This window comes from Psychrobacter sp. I-STPA10 (genome assembly GCF_021012795.1).
In the GTDB taxonomy this organism is placed as follows: Bacteria; Pseudomonadota; Gammaproteobacteria; order Pseudomonadales; family Moraxellaceae; genus Psychrobacter.
In genome coordinates this window covers 133,347-150,312 of sequence record NZ_VFYU01000003.1, presented here as the reverse complement: position 1 = coordinate 150,312, position 16,966 = coordinate 133,347, and the positions used below count along the sequence as shown (strand labels likewise).

Below are 16,966 nucleotides of genomic sequence, written 5' to 3'. Positions count from 1 at the left end.
CCCATTTAGCCCTTAACCCAATGGTACAACTCGCAATACCTCTTCCATTGTTGTTAAACCTTCAGCGATACGCTTTGCACCTGCCAATCGTAATGGCTGCACTCCTTCTTTATACGCTTGCTGCTTGAGCTCATCAAGCTTGGCATCACTGGCAACCAGCTTTTTTAGTTCATTAGATAATGGCATGATTTCATACAATCCAATACGTCCTTGATAGCCAGTATTACGACACTGCTCACAGCCCATCGCATGATAAAACTGCTCAGGTAAGGCCGCTTTCCACGGACTCACCAGCTCTGACCATTGTAATGCCATCTCACTATCTGCCACCACAGCCTGTGCACTTTTACAATGTGGACATAAGGTACGTACCAACCGCTGCGCCACCACACCTAGTATTGTTGCTGAGGTCAAAAATGGCTGCACCCCCAAATCATGCAACCGTGTCAAAGCACTCGGTGCATCATTGGTATGTAGAGTAGACAACACCAAATGTCCCGTCAGCGATGCTTGTACTGCCATGTCCGCAGTTTCATTATCTCGTATTTCTCCCACCATAATAATATCTGGGTCTTGGCGCATCAATGAGCGAATACCATCAGCAAAATGCAAATCTACTCCTGCATTAATTTGCATCTGGTTAAATGTTGGCTCAATCATCTCGATGGGGTCTTCAATGGTACACACATTAACTTGCTCAGTGGCAAGTTGTTTTAAGGTACTATATAAAGTGGTAGTCTTACCTGAACCTGTTGGTCCTGTCACCAAAATAATGCCATTGGGATTGGCGGTCATATTCTGCCACGTCTCAAGTTGTTTACCTGATAAACCAAGCTGAGCAAATGAGCGTACCAAAACTTCAGGATCAAATACCCGCATCACTAACTTTTCACCAAACGCTGTTGGCAGAGTTGATAAACGCAGCTCCGTCTCTTGTCCTTTGGGGGTACGGGTTTTTAAGCGTCCATCTTGCGGCTTGCGTTTCTCAGCAACATTGAGTCTACCCAAAATTTTAATACGTGCAGTAACGGCTGTCATGATAGTTGATGGCATCTCATAAACGGTATGCAATACACCATCAATACGAAAGCGTACTTTGCCTGTCTCCCGTCTTGGCTCTAAGTGAATATCACTGGCACGTTGCTCAAAGGCATATTGCAACAGCCAATCCACCACTTTAACAATATGTTGATCATTGGCATCAGGGTTGCTGCTATCACCAAGCTGTAACAGTGCCTCGACATTTTGGATATTGGCAGCATCACGTTTGTTTGCCAGATTTGCCCCTGCAATGGCATGGGTAACCTGATAAAACTCTTGGCGAAAGCGGTTAATCTGTGCTGGACTAATATATACCGTACGAAAGGTTTTGGGTTTGATAATATGGGCAATATTGGTATGCCAATCGGTATAAAATGGCTGGTCTGTACCAATCACTACCTCCGTATCACTAATGGCTATCGGCAAAATATATTGACTACGAGCATACTCAAACGCCATTATTTTGGTGATACTTGGTACATCAACTTTTAATGGGTCAATACGCACCACAGGCATGTCTGCTTTATCTGCTAACCAACGATTTAGCCAAGCTAAATCTAATTTTTGGTTAGTTAGCAAACGGCTGCTGAGCTTAAAATCAGCAATCACTTGCAATGGATGCTTATCTTTATCACGACGACTGGTCATCACCAGATTGTAATCACGCTGGTCAATGACACCATCATTTAATAGCTCATCAAGACACCAACGCAAATCAACGGTCATGGAAAATTCTGGAAGGGACATAAACATGGCTTCTATTTGTAATTATCCGCTATTTTAAACCACTTGCTGTATATCCACCAGCCACAATACCCCCTCATTATCCATCTGAAAGTGCACATCCACTTGTTTATAACGCATGATAAATACCTGATCTACCTCATGTTGTCGATACGCAGGTCTTGGATCTTGTGCAATCAGTGCACAAATAATATCGAGATCATTTTTTTGGATGCTTAGATAATTTATATTAACTGGGTTAGAAGAAGATTCTTCTGTTAAGAATGCGCTAAACTGATGTTGTGCCCTTGTGCTGATTTTTACTATTTTTGTGGTAGGTGCGGCGGGGGCAAAACCACTGATAGCATCAATAATGGCATCACTATATGCCACATAAGGCTTAATATCGACGATGGGCGTCGCATCAATCATATCTGCCCCTTGAATACGCAATACTACCTTGCCCTGTTGTTTATCAACTGCTAATAAACGCACCACTGATAAACCCAATGCCGAAGGGCGATATGTACTACGAGTAGCAAATACACCCAATTTAGCATTACCACCAAGACGCGGTGGGCGTACTTGTGGCTTAAAATTGACTTGGGCTTTATTATGATGCGTATGCCATGTTATCCATAAGTGGCTAAAATCTTCGATACCAACAAAGGCATCGAGTGTATCATAAGGTGGCAACATCTCGATATGACTGACCAAATCAACCAAATTAGGCTGACGTGGCATACCAAATTTTTGTGATAAGGGCGAGCGGTGATAGCCGATGATGGGAATGGTTAAATTGCTTGGTGTGCTTGGCATAGAATAAATAACATTGGCATAAAAGAGGGATATTTTAGCATAAGCTGGATACTGCCAATTTTCCATTTTACAGACTGCCAACCCTGTCCTTAACTGCAAACCTTAAATGCTGAGTCAGCATTTACACTCTTTGAAAATCTATGTGAAATTTGGAATAAATCTATATGTATTTTCAAGACAGTTTTTTACTCAATCCTATTTATGTCATTGATAAAACCTATGACAAAGGGGGCAGTGAGCCTTATCACCAACATTCTTGCCATCAACTGCTGGTGGTCAAAGAAGGCTTGCTAAAAGTACTGATGAATGGCAAACGATTTATTATTACTCAAGATAAAGGCATCTGGCTGTCTAAAAGTACACCACATTCCTTGTCGTTATTAAAAAATACCAGCATTTTATCGGCTTTTGTTGAACCATTAGCACGAGCAGACTTGCCCAATCAAACCCAAGTTGTCACCATTTCACCATTCTTGCAGACGTTGTTAATACAGGCTTTATCTATTGACAGTAATTATCAAAACCATAGCCGAGAACAATGGATTACCGAGCTAATACTTGATGAGCTTCGAGGCTTATCAGCGTTAGAAGATTTTGAATTGCCCATGCCCCAAACACAAAACTATGTCGAGGTGTGCGAAAAAGTGACAAAAAATATTCATTATCAATGGAGTATGGCAGACATTGCCAAAATGACTTGTTGTAGTGAAAGAACCGTTGCCCGCCAATTTTATCAGCAGACAGGGTTAAGTTTTAGCGAATGGTTAAGACGCTCACGCCTACAACAAAGCCTAACACTATTGTTGCAAGGCGAAAGCGTGACCAATGTTGCATTAGCTGTTGGTTATGATAGCCCGACCGCTTTTAGTACCGCATTTAAACAACGTATGGGCATGTCACCTTCACAATATGTTACCCAAACTTATGATGAGCAAAACTAACATTCCTATTGTACTTGTATAGTCTGCCTACTATAAATCCACCACAATGTTAACCTCGCTAGATGTACTACTTGTACTATCTTCACTCGGTTGCCTTGTGGTGAAATTATATTAGATTGACTATATGGATAAGATATCTATAAAAGCCTTGCTTAAAAATCGCTGACAGGCATTTATCACCGCTTGCACCGAGGTTTTGGCAATGTCATCACCAATCGCCACTCCAAATAGCCTATCTTGTTCCTGCTCTTGTTCCTGCTTTACGAGCTCATCATTTTCTTTCTCATTATTTAGTTCCTCACTTTTCGCTGATTCATTTTTTAACATTTCGCCATTTTCAGGGGCATTATTTTTAAGCACCACATAACATACCGCCTGACTATTACTGGCATTACCCAAGCTATGCTCATCAAAATTTTGAATGCTAAAATTTTGTGCAAACGTATGATTTATCGCATCAATAAAAGCGGATAACAAACCGTTACCCGAGCCCTGTATCTCCAGCGTTTGCCCGTCATAATGCAGTTGTATTGTTAACTGATAACTGTCTTTAGTTTTCTCCTCGTTAGTATTCTCCCCAATATTCTCCCCCTGCATTTTGCCGATAGTAACTATCGGTGTTGCCTGAGTCTGTATCTCTTGTGCGGTCAATAAGCCATAACTGTGGCGAAACAATGTCCATATATCAGCAATACTGGCTTCTTGCTCATTATGATGGGTAAATTGTTTTACTTTTTGGCTAAAGTCTATCTGAAAAGCAGGGGGCAGATGTAGCCCATGATGTTGTGCCAATAGCCACGTTGCCCCACTTTTTCCTGATTGGCTATTGACTCGAATCACCGCTTCATAATCTGAGCCAATGTCTTTGGGGTCAATGGTAAAATAAGGCACATTCCAAATCTGCTGTGGATTGGCATCACGTTTGCTAAACCCTTTTTTAATCGCATCTTGATGTGAACCACTAAAGGCGGTAAATACCAACTCACCTGCATAAGGGTGGCGAGGGTGAATGGGTAACTCATTGCAATGAACCATGGTCTTAACTGTTTGTGCCAGATTGGAAAAGTCCAGCTTTGGGCTAATGCCTTGGGTGTATAAATTGAGTGCTAAGGTGACCAAATCCACATTACCTGTTCTCTCACCATTGCCAAACAAACAGCCTTCAACTCGGGTTGCCCCTGCCAACATTGCCAGTTCTGCACAAGCAACTCCTGTGCCACGGTCATTATGTGGGTGAATACTGATAGTAATATCAGATAAATCAGAGAAGTTTTTGATAAACCATTCTATTTGGTCAGCATAAACATTGGGCGTGTTCATCTCAACGGTAGCGGGCAGGTTGATAATCATTGGACGTTGCGGATTGGGTTGCCAAACGTCTTTTACCGCTTCGCATATTTCAAGGGCAAAATCCCTTTCAGTAAAACAAAAAGTTTCAGGTGAATATTCAAATTGCCATAAAGTTTCTGGCTGTGCCTCACACTGGTTTCTTATTTGCTGTGCTCCTTGTAACGCAAGTTGAATGGTTTCAGCCTTATTCTGCTGGAACACCACCTCACGAAATACAGGGGCGGTGGCATTGTATAAATGCACGATTGCTCGGGGGGCATCTTTTAATGCCTCAAAGGTTTTTGCAATCAAAGACGCTCGGGATTGGGTAATCACTTGTATCCATACGTCTTCTGGAATTTTTTGATTATCAATCAAATGGCGTACAAAATTAAAATCGGTTGCAGATGCCGAGGGAAAAGCAACTTCAATCTCTTTAAAGCCAATCTCTAACAGATGATTAAATAGCATTATCTTTTTATCCATATCCATTGGATTAATCAAGGCTTGATTGCCATCTCTTAAATCTGAGGAACACCAACGAGGGGCACCCATTAGCTGTTTGTTACACCATGTACGCTGATAAAATGGCTCAACGTCAAAACGTTTATATTTTGTAGCAGGATTTGCCAACATTCGCTTTCTCCTTTTTGCAGTGTTGGTAGTATGATGGTTATATGATTAGGACTTGCGCAAAAGCACGATATTTATCTTAATACAGCGGCTAGGAGTTATTTACGAAGCCTCTGGAACTACGTACAGCCAGCGAGTAAATGATTCCCAGACGCTAATAATCTATGAAACTGCGTAAGTCCTAATAATTAAGTTAAATAGCACCTAATAAATAGTAGCTTAATCATATAAACCAGACCTTTGCATATCTGCCAAAAAGCTTTGCGTAATGAGATAATGGGGTAAGAACTAGGCTATTTACTTTCGATAGTAACGGGATTGACGACTCATAAGTAAAAGTTTGCATGTGGCGGTTATGGGATTGTCTTTATGGTATTTATACTGAGGTTTATTCCATTTTATCATGGTATTTTTATCTCATTTTTGTGTGTAAAGACGCTATGATGGTGATAAATTTGCTATGATATGGCGCATTGATAGGTGAGAATGGTTGTCATCATTGTATTTAATTTATTGTTAAATTATTATTAAACTTGATGCCCATTTTTTTATGACAATGGTTTTATTTGTATTTGTCATGGTACGAGTTGTATCCCTTTTTAATTTTTTATTAATAAGAATCCATTTTATAGAGGCAATATATGTCAAAATTTCACACTGAGACGGTGACGCATGTACACCATTGGAATGACTCACTATTTACCATTAAGACAACACGCGATGCTGGACTGCGCTTTCGTAATGGTGAGTTTGCGATGATTGGGATTATGGTGGACGGTAAGCCATTAATGCGTGCATATTCGATTGCTAGCCCCAATTATGAAGAGCATTTAGAATTCTTCTCTATTAAAGTGCAAGATGGCCCCTTAACCTCACGTTTACAGCATATTAAAGTAGGTGAAGAGCTACTGGTAAGTAAAAAACCAACGGGCACATTGGTATTAGATGATTTGTTGCCCGCTAAAAATTTATATATGTTATCTACAGGTACTGGACTTGCGCCATTTTTATCATTGTCTCGTGACCCTGAGGTGTATGAACGTTTTGATAAAGTGATTTTGTGTCATGGGGTACGTCATGTAGAAGATTTGGCGTATAAGCAGATGTTTGAAGAGACGCTACCTAATGATGAAATATTCGGTGAGTGGTTCCGTGAGAAGTTTATTTACTACCCCACGGTGACTCGTGATGAGTTCCGTAATACAGGACGCATCACTGATTTGATGAGTTCTGGCAAATTGTTTGAAGATATTGGTATGCCACCGATTAACAAAGACGATGACCGAGTGATGATTTGTGGTAGCATGCCATTTAATGCCGATGTCTCTAAGATTTTAGATGATTTTGGGCTGACGGTTTCACCACGTATCGGGGTGCCTGCCGATTATTTGGTTGAGCGTGCATTTGTCGGTTAAAATTGCAATAAAATGCTTGACGCTGTGAAAAATGTTGCTATAATAGCCGTCCTACAGCAAACACACTATTAGTTATTTAGTTTAATTCCTATTTTGTGTGATAGCTAACCCTACATGCCAGTGTGGTGGAATTGGTAGACACGACGGATTCAAAATCCGTTGCCCTTAAAAGCGTGTCGGTTCGAGTCCGACCACTGGTACCATATAAGAAAACCCCGTAGCTTATGGCTTTCGGGGTTTTTTATTATTTATGATTTATGTTTGTTTTTAGTGACTAATCAGACCTACTTTATTTATGATGATTTTTGATCATTGGCTGATAGTACCCGAGTTTGCGCATTATCAACATTGGCATAACGGTTCAGTGTATGTAAATCTTCACTTTGTGGATTATCTGAACCCATACTGTGCTCATTAATACTACCATCAAAAGGCTGCCCTATTTGGTCACGACGGTCAGGACTTCTTGCCGCTAAGTCACCTTCATTGACATGTTCGGTGTTGACCACTTCTCCTGCATCTTCAATATTTTTCACCTCAGTTGTCGTAGATTCTACAGTCTGAGGATTTTGTGATTCATCTGAGGACTCTTTTAAGGGTGTTTTAATTAAGTTTGAATCATTGCTGGTCATAAAAAATCCTTATTTTTGATTTATATTTAATTGTTAGTCAAATGACATTTGAAAAATCAATATAACACTTTTTTGATCTTTTTATACCACTGTCTTTAGTTTTAGATTTTGCTATTTAACCATCCTTTTTTTATTTAAACATCATTATTACGGCTTAAATCATGTGCATTTAGTTCACCCACATTTTTGCCAGCAGGTGGCAGATTCTCTTGTTTGCGTGGGTCAGAATAGATTTCGTCTGTCTCTTGTGAGTCCTGTTGTGGACCATCTATGTCTGGCTGATACTTACGTCCTGCATAGGTTTCATTAAGCTCTTTAGGATCAGCACTTTTATCAATAGAAGCACTCGTTGCCTCTTCTTTGGTGATATTACTGTCAACATTAAGCGTTTCGGCTGCCGCTGCGGCTTGTTGGTCTGTTACTTTAATCTGTTTATTAATTGACATGATAGTATCCTTTTAGCTATTTAAAATATTGGCTTTATTCTATCGCTTATTCGCTTACTGGAACAAACTGGTCATAGATTACTTTATTTATCAGCTTTATTGATCAGTGCGTAACTCTTCATCAATAAATGCAGTTTGCTCATCATCGCTTAAGGTTGCTGGTTTTTGTACCTCAGCTGTGTTTGTATTATCAGCGCTGTCTTTTAAATTTTCTGCCAACGAGTCAACCTTGATATTATCCACTGCTTGCTCAATGTCAGATTTGGTTTGTTTTGCTTGATTGTTTTCTGCGCTCATTGCTGTCTCCTAATAAAAAAGGGTCATTGATCACGTTCTATATTACCTAGTTTATACCCATATCTCCAAAATAATGACGTATCAATGTGTATATATATGTAAAAAGTGATGCGTATATATAAAAAAAACAACTGATTGCTCAGTTGTTTTTAGTTTTTTATCAATACAAGATAGCGCAAAATATTAGTGGCTGACTTTATTAATAACTTGTAATAAGTGGTTTTGAGCAATGTGTGCCTCTTCTCCTGCTTTGGGTGACAATGCTTGCCAGCTACCATCGCCTGCCAACGTCCATGCTTGTACATTATCTTGCAAGTAATTAATCAACCCATCTTCATAGACTCGTTTAAACAGCTTTTTATCTTCAATGGGAAATGCGACTTCGACACGGTGAAATAGGTTACGATCCATCCAATCAGCACTACCACAGTAGAGACGTTCATCACCATTATTATAAAAATAATAAACACGGGTATGCTCTAAGAAACGCCCCACCACTGAACGCACAGTGATATTTTCTGATAAACCTTTAACCTGTGGTCGCAAACAACACATTGAGCGTAAAATTAATTCAACTTTCACTCCTGCTTGTGAGGCATCATAAAGCTTGTCGATCAATTTACGCTCGGTCAGCGCATTGACCTTGACGATGATGTGTGCTTTTTTACCTGCTTTGGCATGTGCAATCTCATCATCAATATATTGCATTAAGCTATCATGCAAAGTAAAAGGAGAATGCAGCAGTTTATTCACTTTGGCAGGCTTACCCATGCCCGTAAGCTCTTGGAATATTTTATGCACGTCTTCTGAAATATTGGGGTCTGCGGTAAATAAACCATAGTCAGTATAAGCTTTGGCATTACCTGCATGATAGTTGCCTGTGCCTAGATGCACATAGCGACGAATCTGATTGTCTTCACGGCGCACAATCAGCATCAGTTTGGCGTGGGTTTTATAACCAACGATACCATAAACCACTACGGCACCTGCTTCTTGCAGCAGATTAGCCACTTCGATGTTTTTGGCTTCATCAAAACGGGCACGTAATTCAATTACAGCAGTGACTTCTTTACCATTGCGGGCAGCGGCTGCCAGTGCTTGTACTATCTCAGAGTTGGTACCCGAGCGGTATAAAGTTTGTTTAATTGCCAATACTTTGGGGTCATTAGCCGCTTGCCATAACAAGTTAACAATCGGATTAAACGATTCAAACGGATGATGCACCAGTACATCACCACGGCGCATGGCGGTAAACATACTATCGCCTTTGTCAAAAGACTCACGACGAAAACTTTTTGGCATCATGTGGGTAAATGGCTGATAACGTAACTCAGGCACATTAAAATCAAACAACAAACGGGTTAAGTTAACAGGACCATTAACACGATAGAGTAAATCTTTATGCAGTTCAAATTCATTAAGTAGATAATTACTGATTTCTTCTGGACAATTGGTGGTTACCTCCAGGCGTACTTTGTCACCAAAACGGCGATTTTCTAATTCGCCTTCAAGTGCTTTGGCAATATCCTCTACATCATCTGCCAGATTCAAATCGGCATTGCGAGTCAAGCGAAATTGATGGCAGCCAGTGACTTTTACACCAGGGAATAGCTCACCGACATGTTCATGGATCACGGCTGAGAGCATAATATGATGCTCCTTGCCACCTGTTAGTTCATCAGGGATGCGAATAACTCGAGGCAAACTGCGTGGTGCGGGTACAACAGCTAGATTAATATCACGTCCAAAGGCATCTTTGCCTTCTAGGCTAACCATAAAGTTAAGGCTTTTATTGACCAGTCTTGGAAATGGGTGCGCTGGATCAATGCTAATCGGAGTCAGTACAGGCAATACCTGATGGATAAAATATTCTTTCATCCATGCGGCTTGTTTGGCGTTTAATTCATCACGCTTTAAGTAGCGAATGTCTTGTTTTGCCATCTCAGGCAATATGTCTTCATTTAAAATACGATACTGCTCAGTGATGGCAGCATGCGATATTTTGGAGATTTCTGCCAATACATCACTGGGCTTAAGACCATCAGGTGTATTAGCAAGATTGCCACGATTCATCTGCTGCATAACACCTGCCACACGTATTTCAAAAAACTCGTCCATATTTGATGAGAATATGATTAAAAAAAACAATCGTTCTAATAAAGGGTGACAAGGATTGGTTGCTTGAGCCAATACACGCAAATGAAATTGCAACCATGATAACTCACGATTGATATAGCAGTTGGGAGAATAGCTACCATCTTCTGCTCTGTGCCAATCTATTGTCGTCAAATTAGACGTGGCAGACTGCTGTGGTTTGGTCGCACTATTTTTGGTTGCACTAGGCTGAGGTTGTTGTTTATTTTGGGCTGTGGGCATAGACACCTCCTAAGTCAGTTTTCATAAAGAGTCCGTTTTTACAAACGTTTTTATTAACAAGGATAACAATTACCATATTTATCAACAATATAGCTGATAAATATGACGATATAACGGCAACTGACAATAAACCTACCTTTATTATTATAAGTATTAGATAATTAACCGTTATAAAATTTTTATAATCCTTTTAAAAATAAATACCTACGGTAATGCTGCTGAGGGCATACGCTTTTGAATAATGCGCTGCTTATTACGCAACCGCTTGGCATCTTGGTGTTGCTCATAATATTTAGGATTGGGTAACATACTAATTAATAAGGCGGATTCACTTTGACTGAGTTTACTGGCAGGTTTGCCAAAATAATGCTGTGCTGCCGCTTCAATGCCATAAATACCATCACCAAACTCAGCTACATTCAAATAAGCAGTTAAAATACGCTGTTTATCCCATATATTCTCTATCATAACGGTAATAATGGCTTCCTCGCCTTTACGCACATAGGAGCGATGCGGCGTTAAAAATAAATTTTTTGCCAGTTGCTGGGTGATGGTCGAACCACCTGCTGATACTGTACCTGTACTTTCATTTTTCTTCATTGCCACTTCGATGCCCTGCATATCAAAACCATCATGAGTAACAAATTTTGCATCTTCACTGGCAATGGCTGCCTGTTTTGCTGATTTGGCAATGTGATCATACTCGACCCACGTTTGCGTCACACTTCCCCCTGAGAGGCGATGTAGTAACATAAACATTGAATTATCAATCGGCTGTGTTTTCCAAACTGCAAGCAACCCTGCAATCATAAGATGAAAAGCCACAAACAATAAAATAAGTACTATCAGTACTCGTTTGATAAATTTAGCAATAATTGCCATGATAAGACTACCTAAGCAAATGATTGAAATAAAAATTAGCTCCCCATACCAATCTCATTAATCGTCAAACGACATGGGGCTGTATTGTATAAAAGAGGCGTTACTGATGAGATATTGTGCAGATAAAGTGCGTATAATAACAGATATAGACTGTCACCATATATGCGTCTTAAGTACAGATATTTAGGTACGGCTATTAAAAATATAAAGATAAGAGAGAAAACCATGTCTACTGATACCACTAAACCCAGCCAAGATTTACGCAATGACATATATCGTGCACTCGCACAATCAGTAGACATAACCAATGACCCAACAACTTCCACTCAAAACAATACCAACAGTGATGATAATCACCTTCACTTAGCAGCATGGTGGCTACTAGGTACTTCTGCTTGTCATTTGTGTGAACAAGCTCAAGAGACTTTGAGGCTATTTTGTGGTGTTTATGGCATTCATTATCAAGTGATTGATATTGCTAAATTTAATGAAAGACTAATGATGCAATTTGCTGATAAAATACCTGTTCTACTGACACCACAGCAACGATTGGATTATCCATTTTCTATTGCTGATTTACAGCAACTTATCCTAAATAAAAATCAATAGCAGCTGTGACTAACTAACCGAGGCTGATGGATCAATGATTAAAACATAGGTAATAGGGAAATGATTCTATTTATCATTTATACAAAATAATCGAACACAATGATAAGTAAAAACAATCATAACCATTTGGTCAGGTTTTTTTATAAAAAATCTTATTATTTCAATAAGTTATATTTTTATAACTGACCACGTAAAGGTTATCACGCCTCTTTATTACCAAAACCTTACTATTAATGGGATTATATTAAGCATACTTTTACCGTATGATAGTGTTACTTTCAGAAAAATTTGTATTACTTTTGAAGTATTACAATACGATAAAGGTAAATTAAGTACAGTTAAGGAAAATTTATGTACACATTTTTGGCGTTAGCACCCATTTTAGTGGTGTTTGTCTTGCTGGTGGTCATGCGCTTACCAGCAAAAGTTTCTATGGGCGCAGCGTATCTGGTCACCGCTGCCTTATCTTTCTTTGTTTGGCAGGTAAGCGGAGCTCAGGTAGCAGCAGCAACGGTCAATGGAGTTATCATTGCCTTAACTATTTTGTTTATTGTATTTGCTGCTATTTTGCTACTAAATACATTAAAAGAAAGTGGTGCTATCATCGCCATTCGCCGTGGCTTTATGGACATATCACCTGATAGACGGGTACAAGCCATTATTGTGGCTTGGCTATTTTGTTCATTGGTCGAGGGTTCATCAGGATTTGGGACACCTTCTGCAGTTGGTGCACCTTTGCTATTGGCACTTGGCTTCCCTGCAATGGCATGTGTGATGACGGTGCTTATTATCCAATCCACACCTGTATCCTTTGGCGCAGTAGGTACACCATTATTACTTGGCGTCAATACAGGTATTAGTAATAAAGCTGATTTGGCACAAGCGATTGAGCCAAGCACTGTTGAGCAGTATTTGCTACAAATCACAGGTAATGTGGGACTATTTCATGCATTAATTGGCTTTTTAATTCCCTTAATTTTAAGCGCATTTTTGACTCGCTTTTTTGGTGAAAAACGCTCTTTTGTAGAAGGCTTAAAAGCTTGGCCGTTTGCTATTTTTGCAGGGCTCGCCTTTACCATTCCTTATTATTTGGTCGCCAAATATTTAGGCCCTGAATTTCCCTCATTGGTTGGTGGCTTTATTGGTCTATTGATTGTTTTGCCAGCGACCAAACGTGGATTTTTGGTACCCAAAGAAACCTTTGATTTTGCGCCTCGTGCTCAGTGGGATAACGCATGGTTGGGGACATTGGCAGAAGAAAAATTTGATGATACCGTTGCGCCACGTTTTTCTATTATTCGCGCATTTTCACCTTATATCATTGTGATTGTATTACTTATCATTACTCGGGTAGTAGCCCCATTAAAGGCATTTTTGGTCGGCGATATGACCACCATTAAATTTGCCAATCTATTTGGTACAGATATCTCAAGCAAAATCCAACTAGCCTATTCACCCGGCACGATTTTGGTAATCACTTCTTTAATATGTATTTGGCTTTTTAGCATGAATAAGGATTCTGTTAAACGTAGTTGGTCAAATTCTGCCAAAACCATGATAGCTGCCGCACCTGCATTGCTATTTTCTGTGCCAATGGTACAGGTATTTATCAACTCTGGTGCTGCCGCAGGCACACTTGATGCCCTACCAGCGATGCCAATTTTGTTGGCAGAGAGTGCCGCCAATGCATTTCATGGTGCATGGCCACTAATGTCACCATGGATTGGAGCAATGGGTGCATTCATCGCAGGGTCTAATACCATTAGTAATATGATGTTTTCTTACTTTCAATGGTCAACGGCAGGGCAAATTGGCTTAAATACTAATTTGGCAGCACAGGTGGTGGCATTACAAGCCATTGGTGGAGCTGCTGGTAATATGGTATCTGTGCATAATGTGGTCGCCGCTTGTGCAGTTGTGGGTTTGATAAACAAGGAAGGTTACGTTATTCGCAAAACGCTGCTAGCAATGATTTATTATGTGGTGCAAGCAGGTTTTCTTGGTATGGCGATTATTTTTGGCGGTATAATATGGTGGATATTAGCAGTGGTTTGGCCATTATCCTTTTTTGCTATTATGACCATTACTAGTAATACCACTACTAGCAATAAAGCCAAAGGTTGATAATACAGAAAAAGTGATACAACAATAACAATGATACTCATGTTAATATAGTTTTTTACGCCCATTTTTTTTGCGATTATCAAGTCCATAGCAACTTTTGCTATGGGCTTGATTTCATTAATAAGGCTATATGATTTAGCAACGCTCAGTTAAGTTATAAAGTTAAATTATATAAGTTAAGTAAGGTAGTATTATGAAAGATTTATCAAAAATTACTGAAATTGAGGACTTACGCCGTATTGCTGAACACAAAGTACCGCGTATGTTTTATGATTATGTGGACTCTGGCTCATGGACACAAACCACTTATCGCAATAATGAAACCGACTTTGACCGTATCAAGCTACGCCAACGGGTATTGGTCGATATGGAAGGGCGTAGCCTTGCCACCAAGATGATTGGTGAAGATGTGCATATGCCTGTTGCCATTGCTCCAACAGGCTTTACAGGTATGATGTGGGCAGATGGCGAAGTCCATGCGGCTCGTGCTGCTGAAAAGTTTGGCATTCCCTTTTCATTATCGACCATGAGTATCTGCTCGATTGAAGATGTAGCAGCAGGGACAAGCAAGCCATTTTGGTTTCAGCTTTATGTGATGCGTGACAAAGATTTTATGCACAATCTAATCAACCGTGCCAAAGCAGCCAACTGCTCCGCATTGGTATTGACTGCTGATTTGCAAGTATTAGGGCAACGTCATAAAGACATCAAAAACGGGCTGTCTGCGCCACCACAACCCACCCTAAAAAATATCCTTAACCTGATGACCAAGCCAGAATGGTGCTTAAACATGCTGGGTACTAAAAACCATACCTTTGGTAATATCGTTGGTCACGCCAAAGGTGTTGGAGACTTATCCTCACTATCTTCATGGACAACCGAGCAGTTTGACCCCAGTCTTAGCTGGGATGATGTGGCTCGCATCAAGGATTTATGGGGTGGTAAGCTGATTATCAAAGGCATCATGGAACCTGAAGACGCCATTTTGGCTGCCAAAAGTGGCGCAGATGCACTGATTGTATCCAATCATGGTGGTCGCCAGCTTGATGGTGCGCCTTCCTCTATTGCTGCACTACCTGACATTGTCCAAGCCATCAAAGCCGAAAATAGCAATATTGAGATATGGCTAGACAGTGGTATCCGTTCAGGACAAGACGTACTAAAAGCCATTGCACTGGGTGCAAAAGGTACGATGATTGGGCGCGCCTTTTTGTATGGTCTGGGTGCTTATGGTGAAGACGGTGTGCGCCGTGCCCTAGAGATTATCTACAAAGAATGTGACATCACCATGGCATTTTGTGGTCATACAGACATTCATACAGTTAATGATGATATCTTAGTTAAAGGCACGTTTGAGAATTTAAAAGGCTCTAATCCTCATATTGCACCGATGCATTGGGGTTAATTGAATTAATTGGGCTTTCAAGAACACAATCATATATATCACACTGCCACCTTTTATGATAATTTAAAAGGTGGTTTTTTATGCCTCTTAGAATCAAGAGAGTCAAACAAGAAAACATAAAATAATCAGGATAACTATGCTGTTTTCCAAATTAGTCAAGCACTACCTTTACCTTTATTTGCATCCTCGTGCCAATTTAGAACCAATTAACCAAGAATTAGCTTCAGACCCACTGACCAGTGGGTGGGAGTTTATTAGAAACTGCTATAAAGAAGAGCAGGGTAGAATAAGTATACACAGTCATCTTGTCTACTGTGGTGAAGATGAGGACTTAGAAAGAAGGCAGTATCATCTTGAGTTTTATCGAGATGACTTACCGCCTCATATTTATCAATTATATGATGACTGTGATGAGAATTTATTTAATATTTTTGATTCTATGGAATCTATGTTTTATATGGTAGGGCATTGTGAGGAGAAAAAGACTTTTTTTAATAATATTGCCAGAGCATTATTCCAATTAGCAAAAAACAATAAAAACATCAAAAAGAATGACTTTGTTAGAACTTATTATATTCGCTATCTGTTTTATAATTCTTTTTTATATGGTGATATTTGGTATTTAACTGTTAAAAATGGAATTTTATACTATCGTGATGTCAGTTTAAAAGAAGTCTTTGAATGTTTTTTATCCATCAATGATTCATCTAATAACAAGCTATCAGCCACAGCTATGGCTATGTGCCGATATTATTTATCAATAGTAAATTTTTTAGAAAATGGACTTATTACTGATGATAATCAAAATGACACTCAGCAAAATCACAATAATACTGATAATATCTTATCATTTAACCAACATCAGGCATGGTTAAAGCTTGGTTATGATATTGGTTTAGATGATGAATATCTGCCCTACTGTCATTATGGCAACTTTTTTGATAATTATTCGTTCGAAGATGATTTTTCTAACAATAATATAGATAATCATCAAATAAAAAATGACCACCAAACAAATAACAAGAGAGTAAAACGGCAACGAGTTAATCATAAAAAACTGGCGATATTGGCTTGTGAAATGTCACAATTTAACAGTTATAATCAAGGTCATTTACCCTTTGTCTATGATTCATTTTTATTTAATTATCATATGTGGATTAATAACCCTGAAAAACAGTTATCTAAATATTTATCCCAAATTGGCGCAGAGCAATATATTACCGATATTATAGAAGCCACAAACTCTTTATATTATCGGCAAGGTATTGTAAAAAAAATGCGCTCAAAGGGCTAA

The 16,966-nt window shown here is 39.4% G+C and carries 14 protein-coding genes and 1 tRNA gene; 7 read left to right on the top strand and 8 right to left on the bottom strand.

What is annotated here, in order from left to right:
* Positions 1–12 precede the first annotated feature (12 nt).
* Positions 13–1,788, bottom strand: coding sequence for a GspE/PulE family protein (locus tag FHK89_RS01795; protein WP_230656005.1), 1,776 nt, complete (start codon positions 1,786–1,788; stop codon positions 13–15).
* A 33-nt stretch (positions 1,789–1,821) separates the two neighbouring features.
* Positions 1,822–2,583, bottom strand: coding sequence for a tRNA (N6-threonylcarbamoyladenosine(37)-N6)-methyltransferase TrmO (gene tsaA / locus FHK89_RS01790; RefSeq protein ID WP_230656047.1), 762 nt, complete (start codon positions 2,581–2,583; stop codon positions 1,822–1,824).
* Between the two features lie 164 nt (positions 2,584–2,747).
* Between tsaA and FHK89_RS01785 the strand changes: the two genes are divergently transcribed.
* Positions 2,748–3,524 carry an AraC family transcriptional regulator gene (locus tag FHK89_RS01785; RefSeq protein WP_230656003.1) on the top strand — a complete coding sequence of 259 codons (777 nt, stop codon included), beginning with the start codon at positions 2,748–2,750 and terminating at the stop codon, positions 3,522–3,524.
* 120 nt (positions 3,525–3,644) lie between these two features.
* On the opposite strand, the gene leuA is transcribed toward FHK89_RS01785, so the two are convergent.
* Positions 3,645–5,489 (bottom strand): 2-isopropylmalate synthase, encoded by a 1,845-nt coding sequence (gene leuA, locus FHK89_RS01780; RefSeq protein WP_230656001.1) that lies wholly within the window; start codon positions 5,487–5,489, stop codon positions 3,645–3,647.
* A 638-nt stretch (positions 5,490–6,127) separates the two neighbouring features.
* On the opposite strand from leuA, the gene FHK89_RS01775 reads away from it, so the two are divergent.
* Positions 6,128–6,901 (top strand): ferredoxin--NADP reductase, encoded by a 774-nt coding sequence (locus FHK89_RS01775; RefSeq protein WP_230655999.1) that lies wholly within the window; start codon positions 6,128–6,130, stop codon positions 6,899–6,901.
* Positions 6,902–7,017: 116 nt separating this feature from the next.
* Positions 7,018–7,104: transfer RNA gene (locus FHK89_RS01770), tRNA-Leu, on the top strand.
* Between the two features lie 90 nt (positions 7,105–7,194).
* Here the strand turns inward: FHK89_RS01770 and FHK89_RS01765 are convergent.
* The 5 genes from FHK89_RS01765 to mtgA form a co-directional block, all read right to left on the bottom strand.
* Complete coding sequence (locus FHK89_RS01765) at positions 7,195–7,533, bottom strand: hypothetical protein (RefSeq protein WP_230655997.1); 339 nt, start codon at positions 7,531–7,533, stop codon at positions 7,195–7,197.
* 134 nt (positions 7,534–7,667) lie between these two features.
* Positions 7,668–7,979, bottom strand: a complete 312-nt coding sequence (locus FHK89_RS01760) for a hypothetical protein (protein ID WP_230655995.1) — start codon at positions 7,977–7,979, stop codon at positions 7,668–7,670.
* Positions 7,980–8,075: 96 nt separating this feature from the next.
* The gene (locus FHK89_RS01755; RefSeq protein ID WP_230655993.1) at positions 8,076–8,276 is read right to left on the bottom strand and encodes a hypothetical protein; all 201 of its coding nucleotides are present in this window, start codon (positions 8,274–8,276) and stop codon (positions 8,076–8,078) included.
* A 183-nt stretch (positions 8,277–8,459) separates the two neighbouring features.
* Positions 8,460–10,652 carry a polyphosphate kinase 1 gene (gene ppk1 / locus FHK89_RS01750; protein ID WP_230655991.1) on the bottom strand — a complete coding sequence of 731 codons (2,193 nt, stop codon included), beginning with the start codon at positions 10,650–10,652 and terminating at the stop codon, positions 8,460–8,462.
* 204 nt (positions 10,653–10,856) lie between these two features.
* Positions 10,857–11,534 carry a monofunctional biosynthetic peptidoglycan transglycosylase gene (gene mtgA, locus FHK89_RS01745; RefSeq protein WP_230655989.1) on the bottom strand — a complete coding sequence of 226 codons (678 nt, stop codon included), beginning with the start codon at positions 11,532–11,534 and terminating at the stop codon, positions 10,857–10,859.
* Between the two features lie 225 nt (positions 11,535–11,759).
* On the opposite strand from mtgA, the gene FHK89_RS01740 reads away from it, so the two are divergent.
* The 4 genes from FHK89_RS01740 (at position 11,760) to FHK89_RS01725 (ending at position 16,966) form a co-directional block, all read left to right on the top strand.
* Complete coding sequence (locus FHK89_RS01740) at positions 11,760–12,143, top strand: glutaredoxin family protein (RefSeq protein WP_230655987.1); 384 nt, start codon at positions 11,760–11,762, stop codon at positions 12,141–12,143.
* A 351-nt stretch (positions 12,144–12,494) separates the two neighbouring features.
* Entirely contained in the window at positions 12,495–14,267 is a 1,773-nt protein-coding gene (locus FHK89_RS01735) for an L-lactate permease (RefSeq protein WP_230655985.1), read from the top strand.
* A gap of 193 nt (positions 14,268–14,460) precedes the next feature.
* Entirely contained in the window at positions 14,461–15,672 is a 1,212-nt protein-coding gene (locus FHK89_RS01730) for an alpha-hydroxy acid oxidase (protein WP_230655982.1), read from the top strand.
* 136 nt (positions 15,673–15,808) lie between these two features.
* On the top strand, positions 15,809–16,966 hold the full coding sequence (locus tag FHK89_RS01725) for a hypothetical protein (protein ID WP_230655980.1): 1,158 nt from the start codon (positions 15,809–15,811) through the stop codon (positions 16,964–16,966).

Coding starts and splice junctions, on each gene's coding strand:
- FHK89_RS01795 (WP_230656005.1), bottom strand. CDS start 1,788: ATGTCCCTTCCAGAATTTTCCATGACCGTTGATTTGCGTTGGTGTCTT.
- tsaA (WP_230656047.1), bottom strand. CDS start 2,583: ATGCCAAGCACACCAAGCAATTTAACCATTCCCATCATCGGCTATCAC.
- FHK89_RS01785 (WP_230656003.1), top strand. CDS start 2,748: ATGTATTTTCAAGACAGTTTTTTACTCAATCCTATTTATGTCATTGAT.
- leuA (WP_230656001.1), bottom strand. CDS start 5,489: ATGTTGGCAAATCCTGCTACAAAATATAAACGTTTTGACGTTGAGCCA.
- FHK89_RS01775 (WP_230655999.1), top strand. CDS start 6,128: ATGTCAAAATTTCACACTGAGACGGTGACGCATGTACACCATTGGAAT.
- FHK89_RS01765 (WP_230655997.1), bottom strand. CDS start 7,533: ATGACCAGCAATGATTCAAACTTAATTAAAACACCCTTAAAAGAGTCC.
- FHK89_RS01760 (WP_230655995.1), bottom strand. CDS start 7,979: ATGTCAATTAATAAACAGATTAAAGTAACAGACCAACAAGCCGCAGCG.
- FHK89_RS01755 (WP_230655993.1), bottom strand. CDS start 8,276: ATGAGCGCAGAAAACAATCAAGCAAAACAAACCAAATCTGACATTGAG.
- ppk1 (WP_230655991.1), bottom strand. CDS start 10,652: ATGCCCACAGCCCAAAATAAACAACAACCTCAGCCTAGTGCAACCAAA.
- mtgA (WP_230655989.1), bottom strand. CDS start 11,534: ATGGCAATTATTGCTAAATTTATCAAACGAGTACTGATAGTACTTATT.
- FHK89_RS01740 (WP_230655987.1), top strand. CDS start 11,760: ATGTCTACTGATACCACTAAACCCAGCCAAGATTTACGCAATGACATA.
- FHK89_RS01735 (WP_230655985.1), top strand. CDS start 12,495: ATGTACACATTTTTGGCGTTAGCACCCATTTTAGTGGTGTTTGTCTTG.
- FHK89_RS01730 (WP_230655982.1), top strand. CDS start 14,461: ATGAAAGATTTATCAAAAATTACTGAAATTGAGGACTTACGCCGTATT.
- FHK89_RS01725 (WP_230655980.1), top strand. CDS start 15,809: ATGCTGTTTTCCAAATTAGTCAAGCACTACCTTTACCTTTATTTGCAT.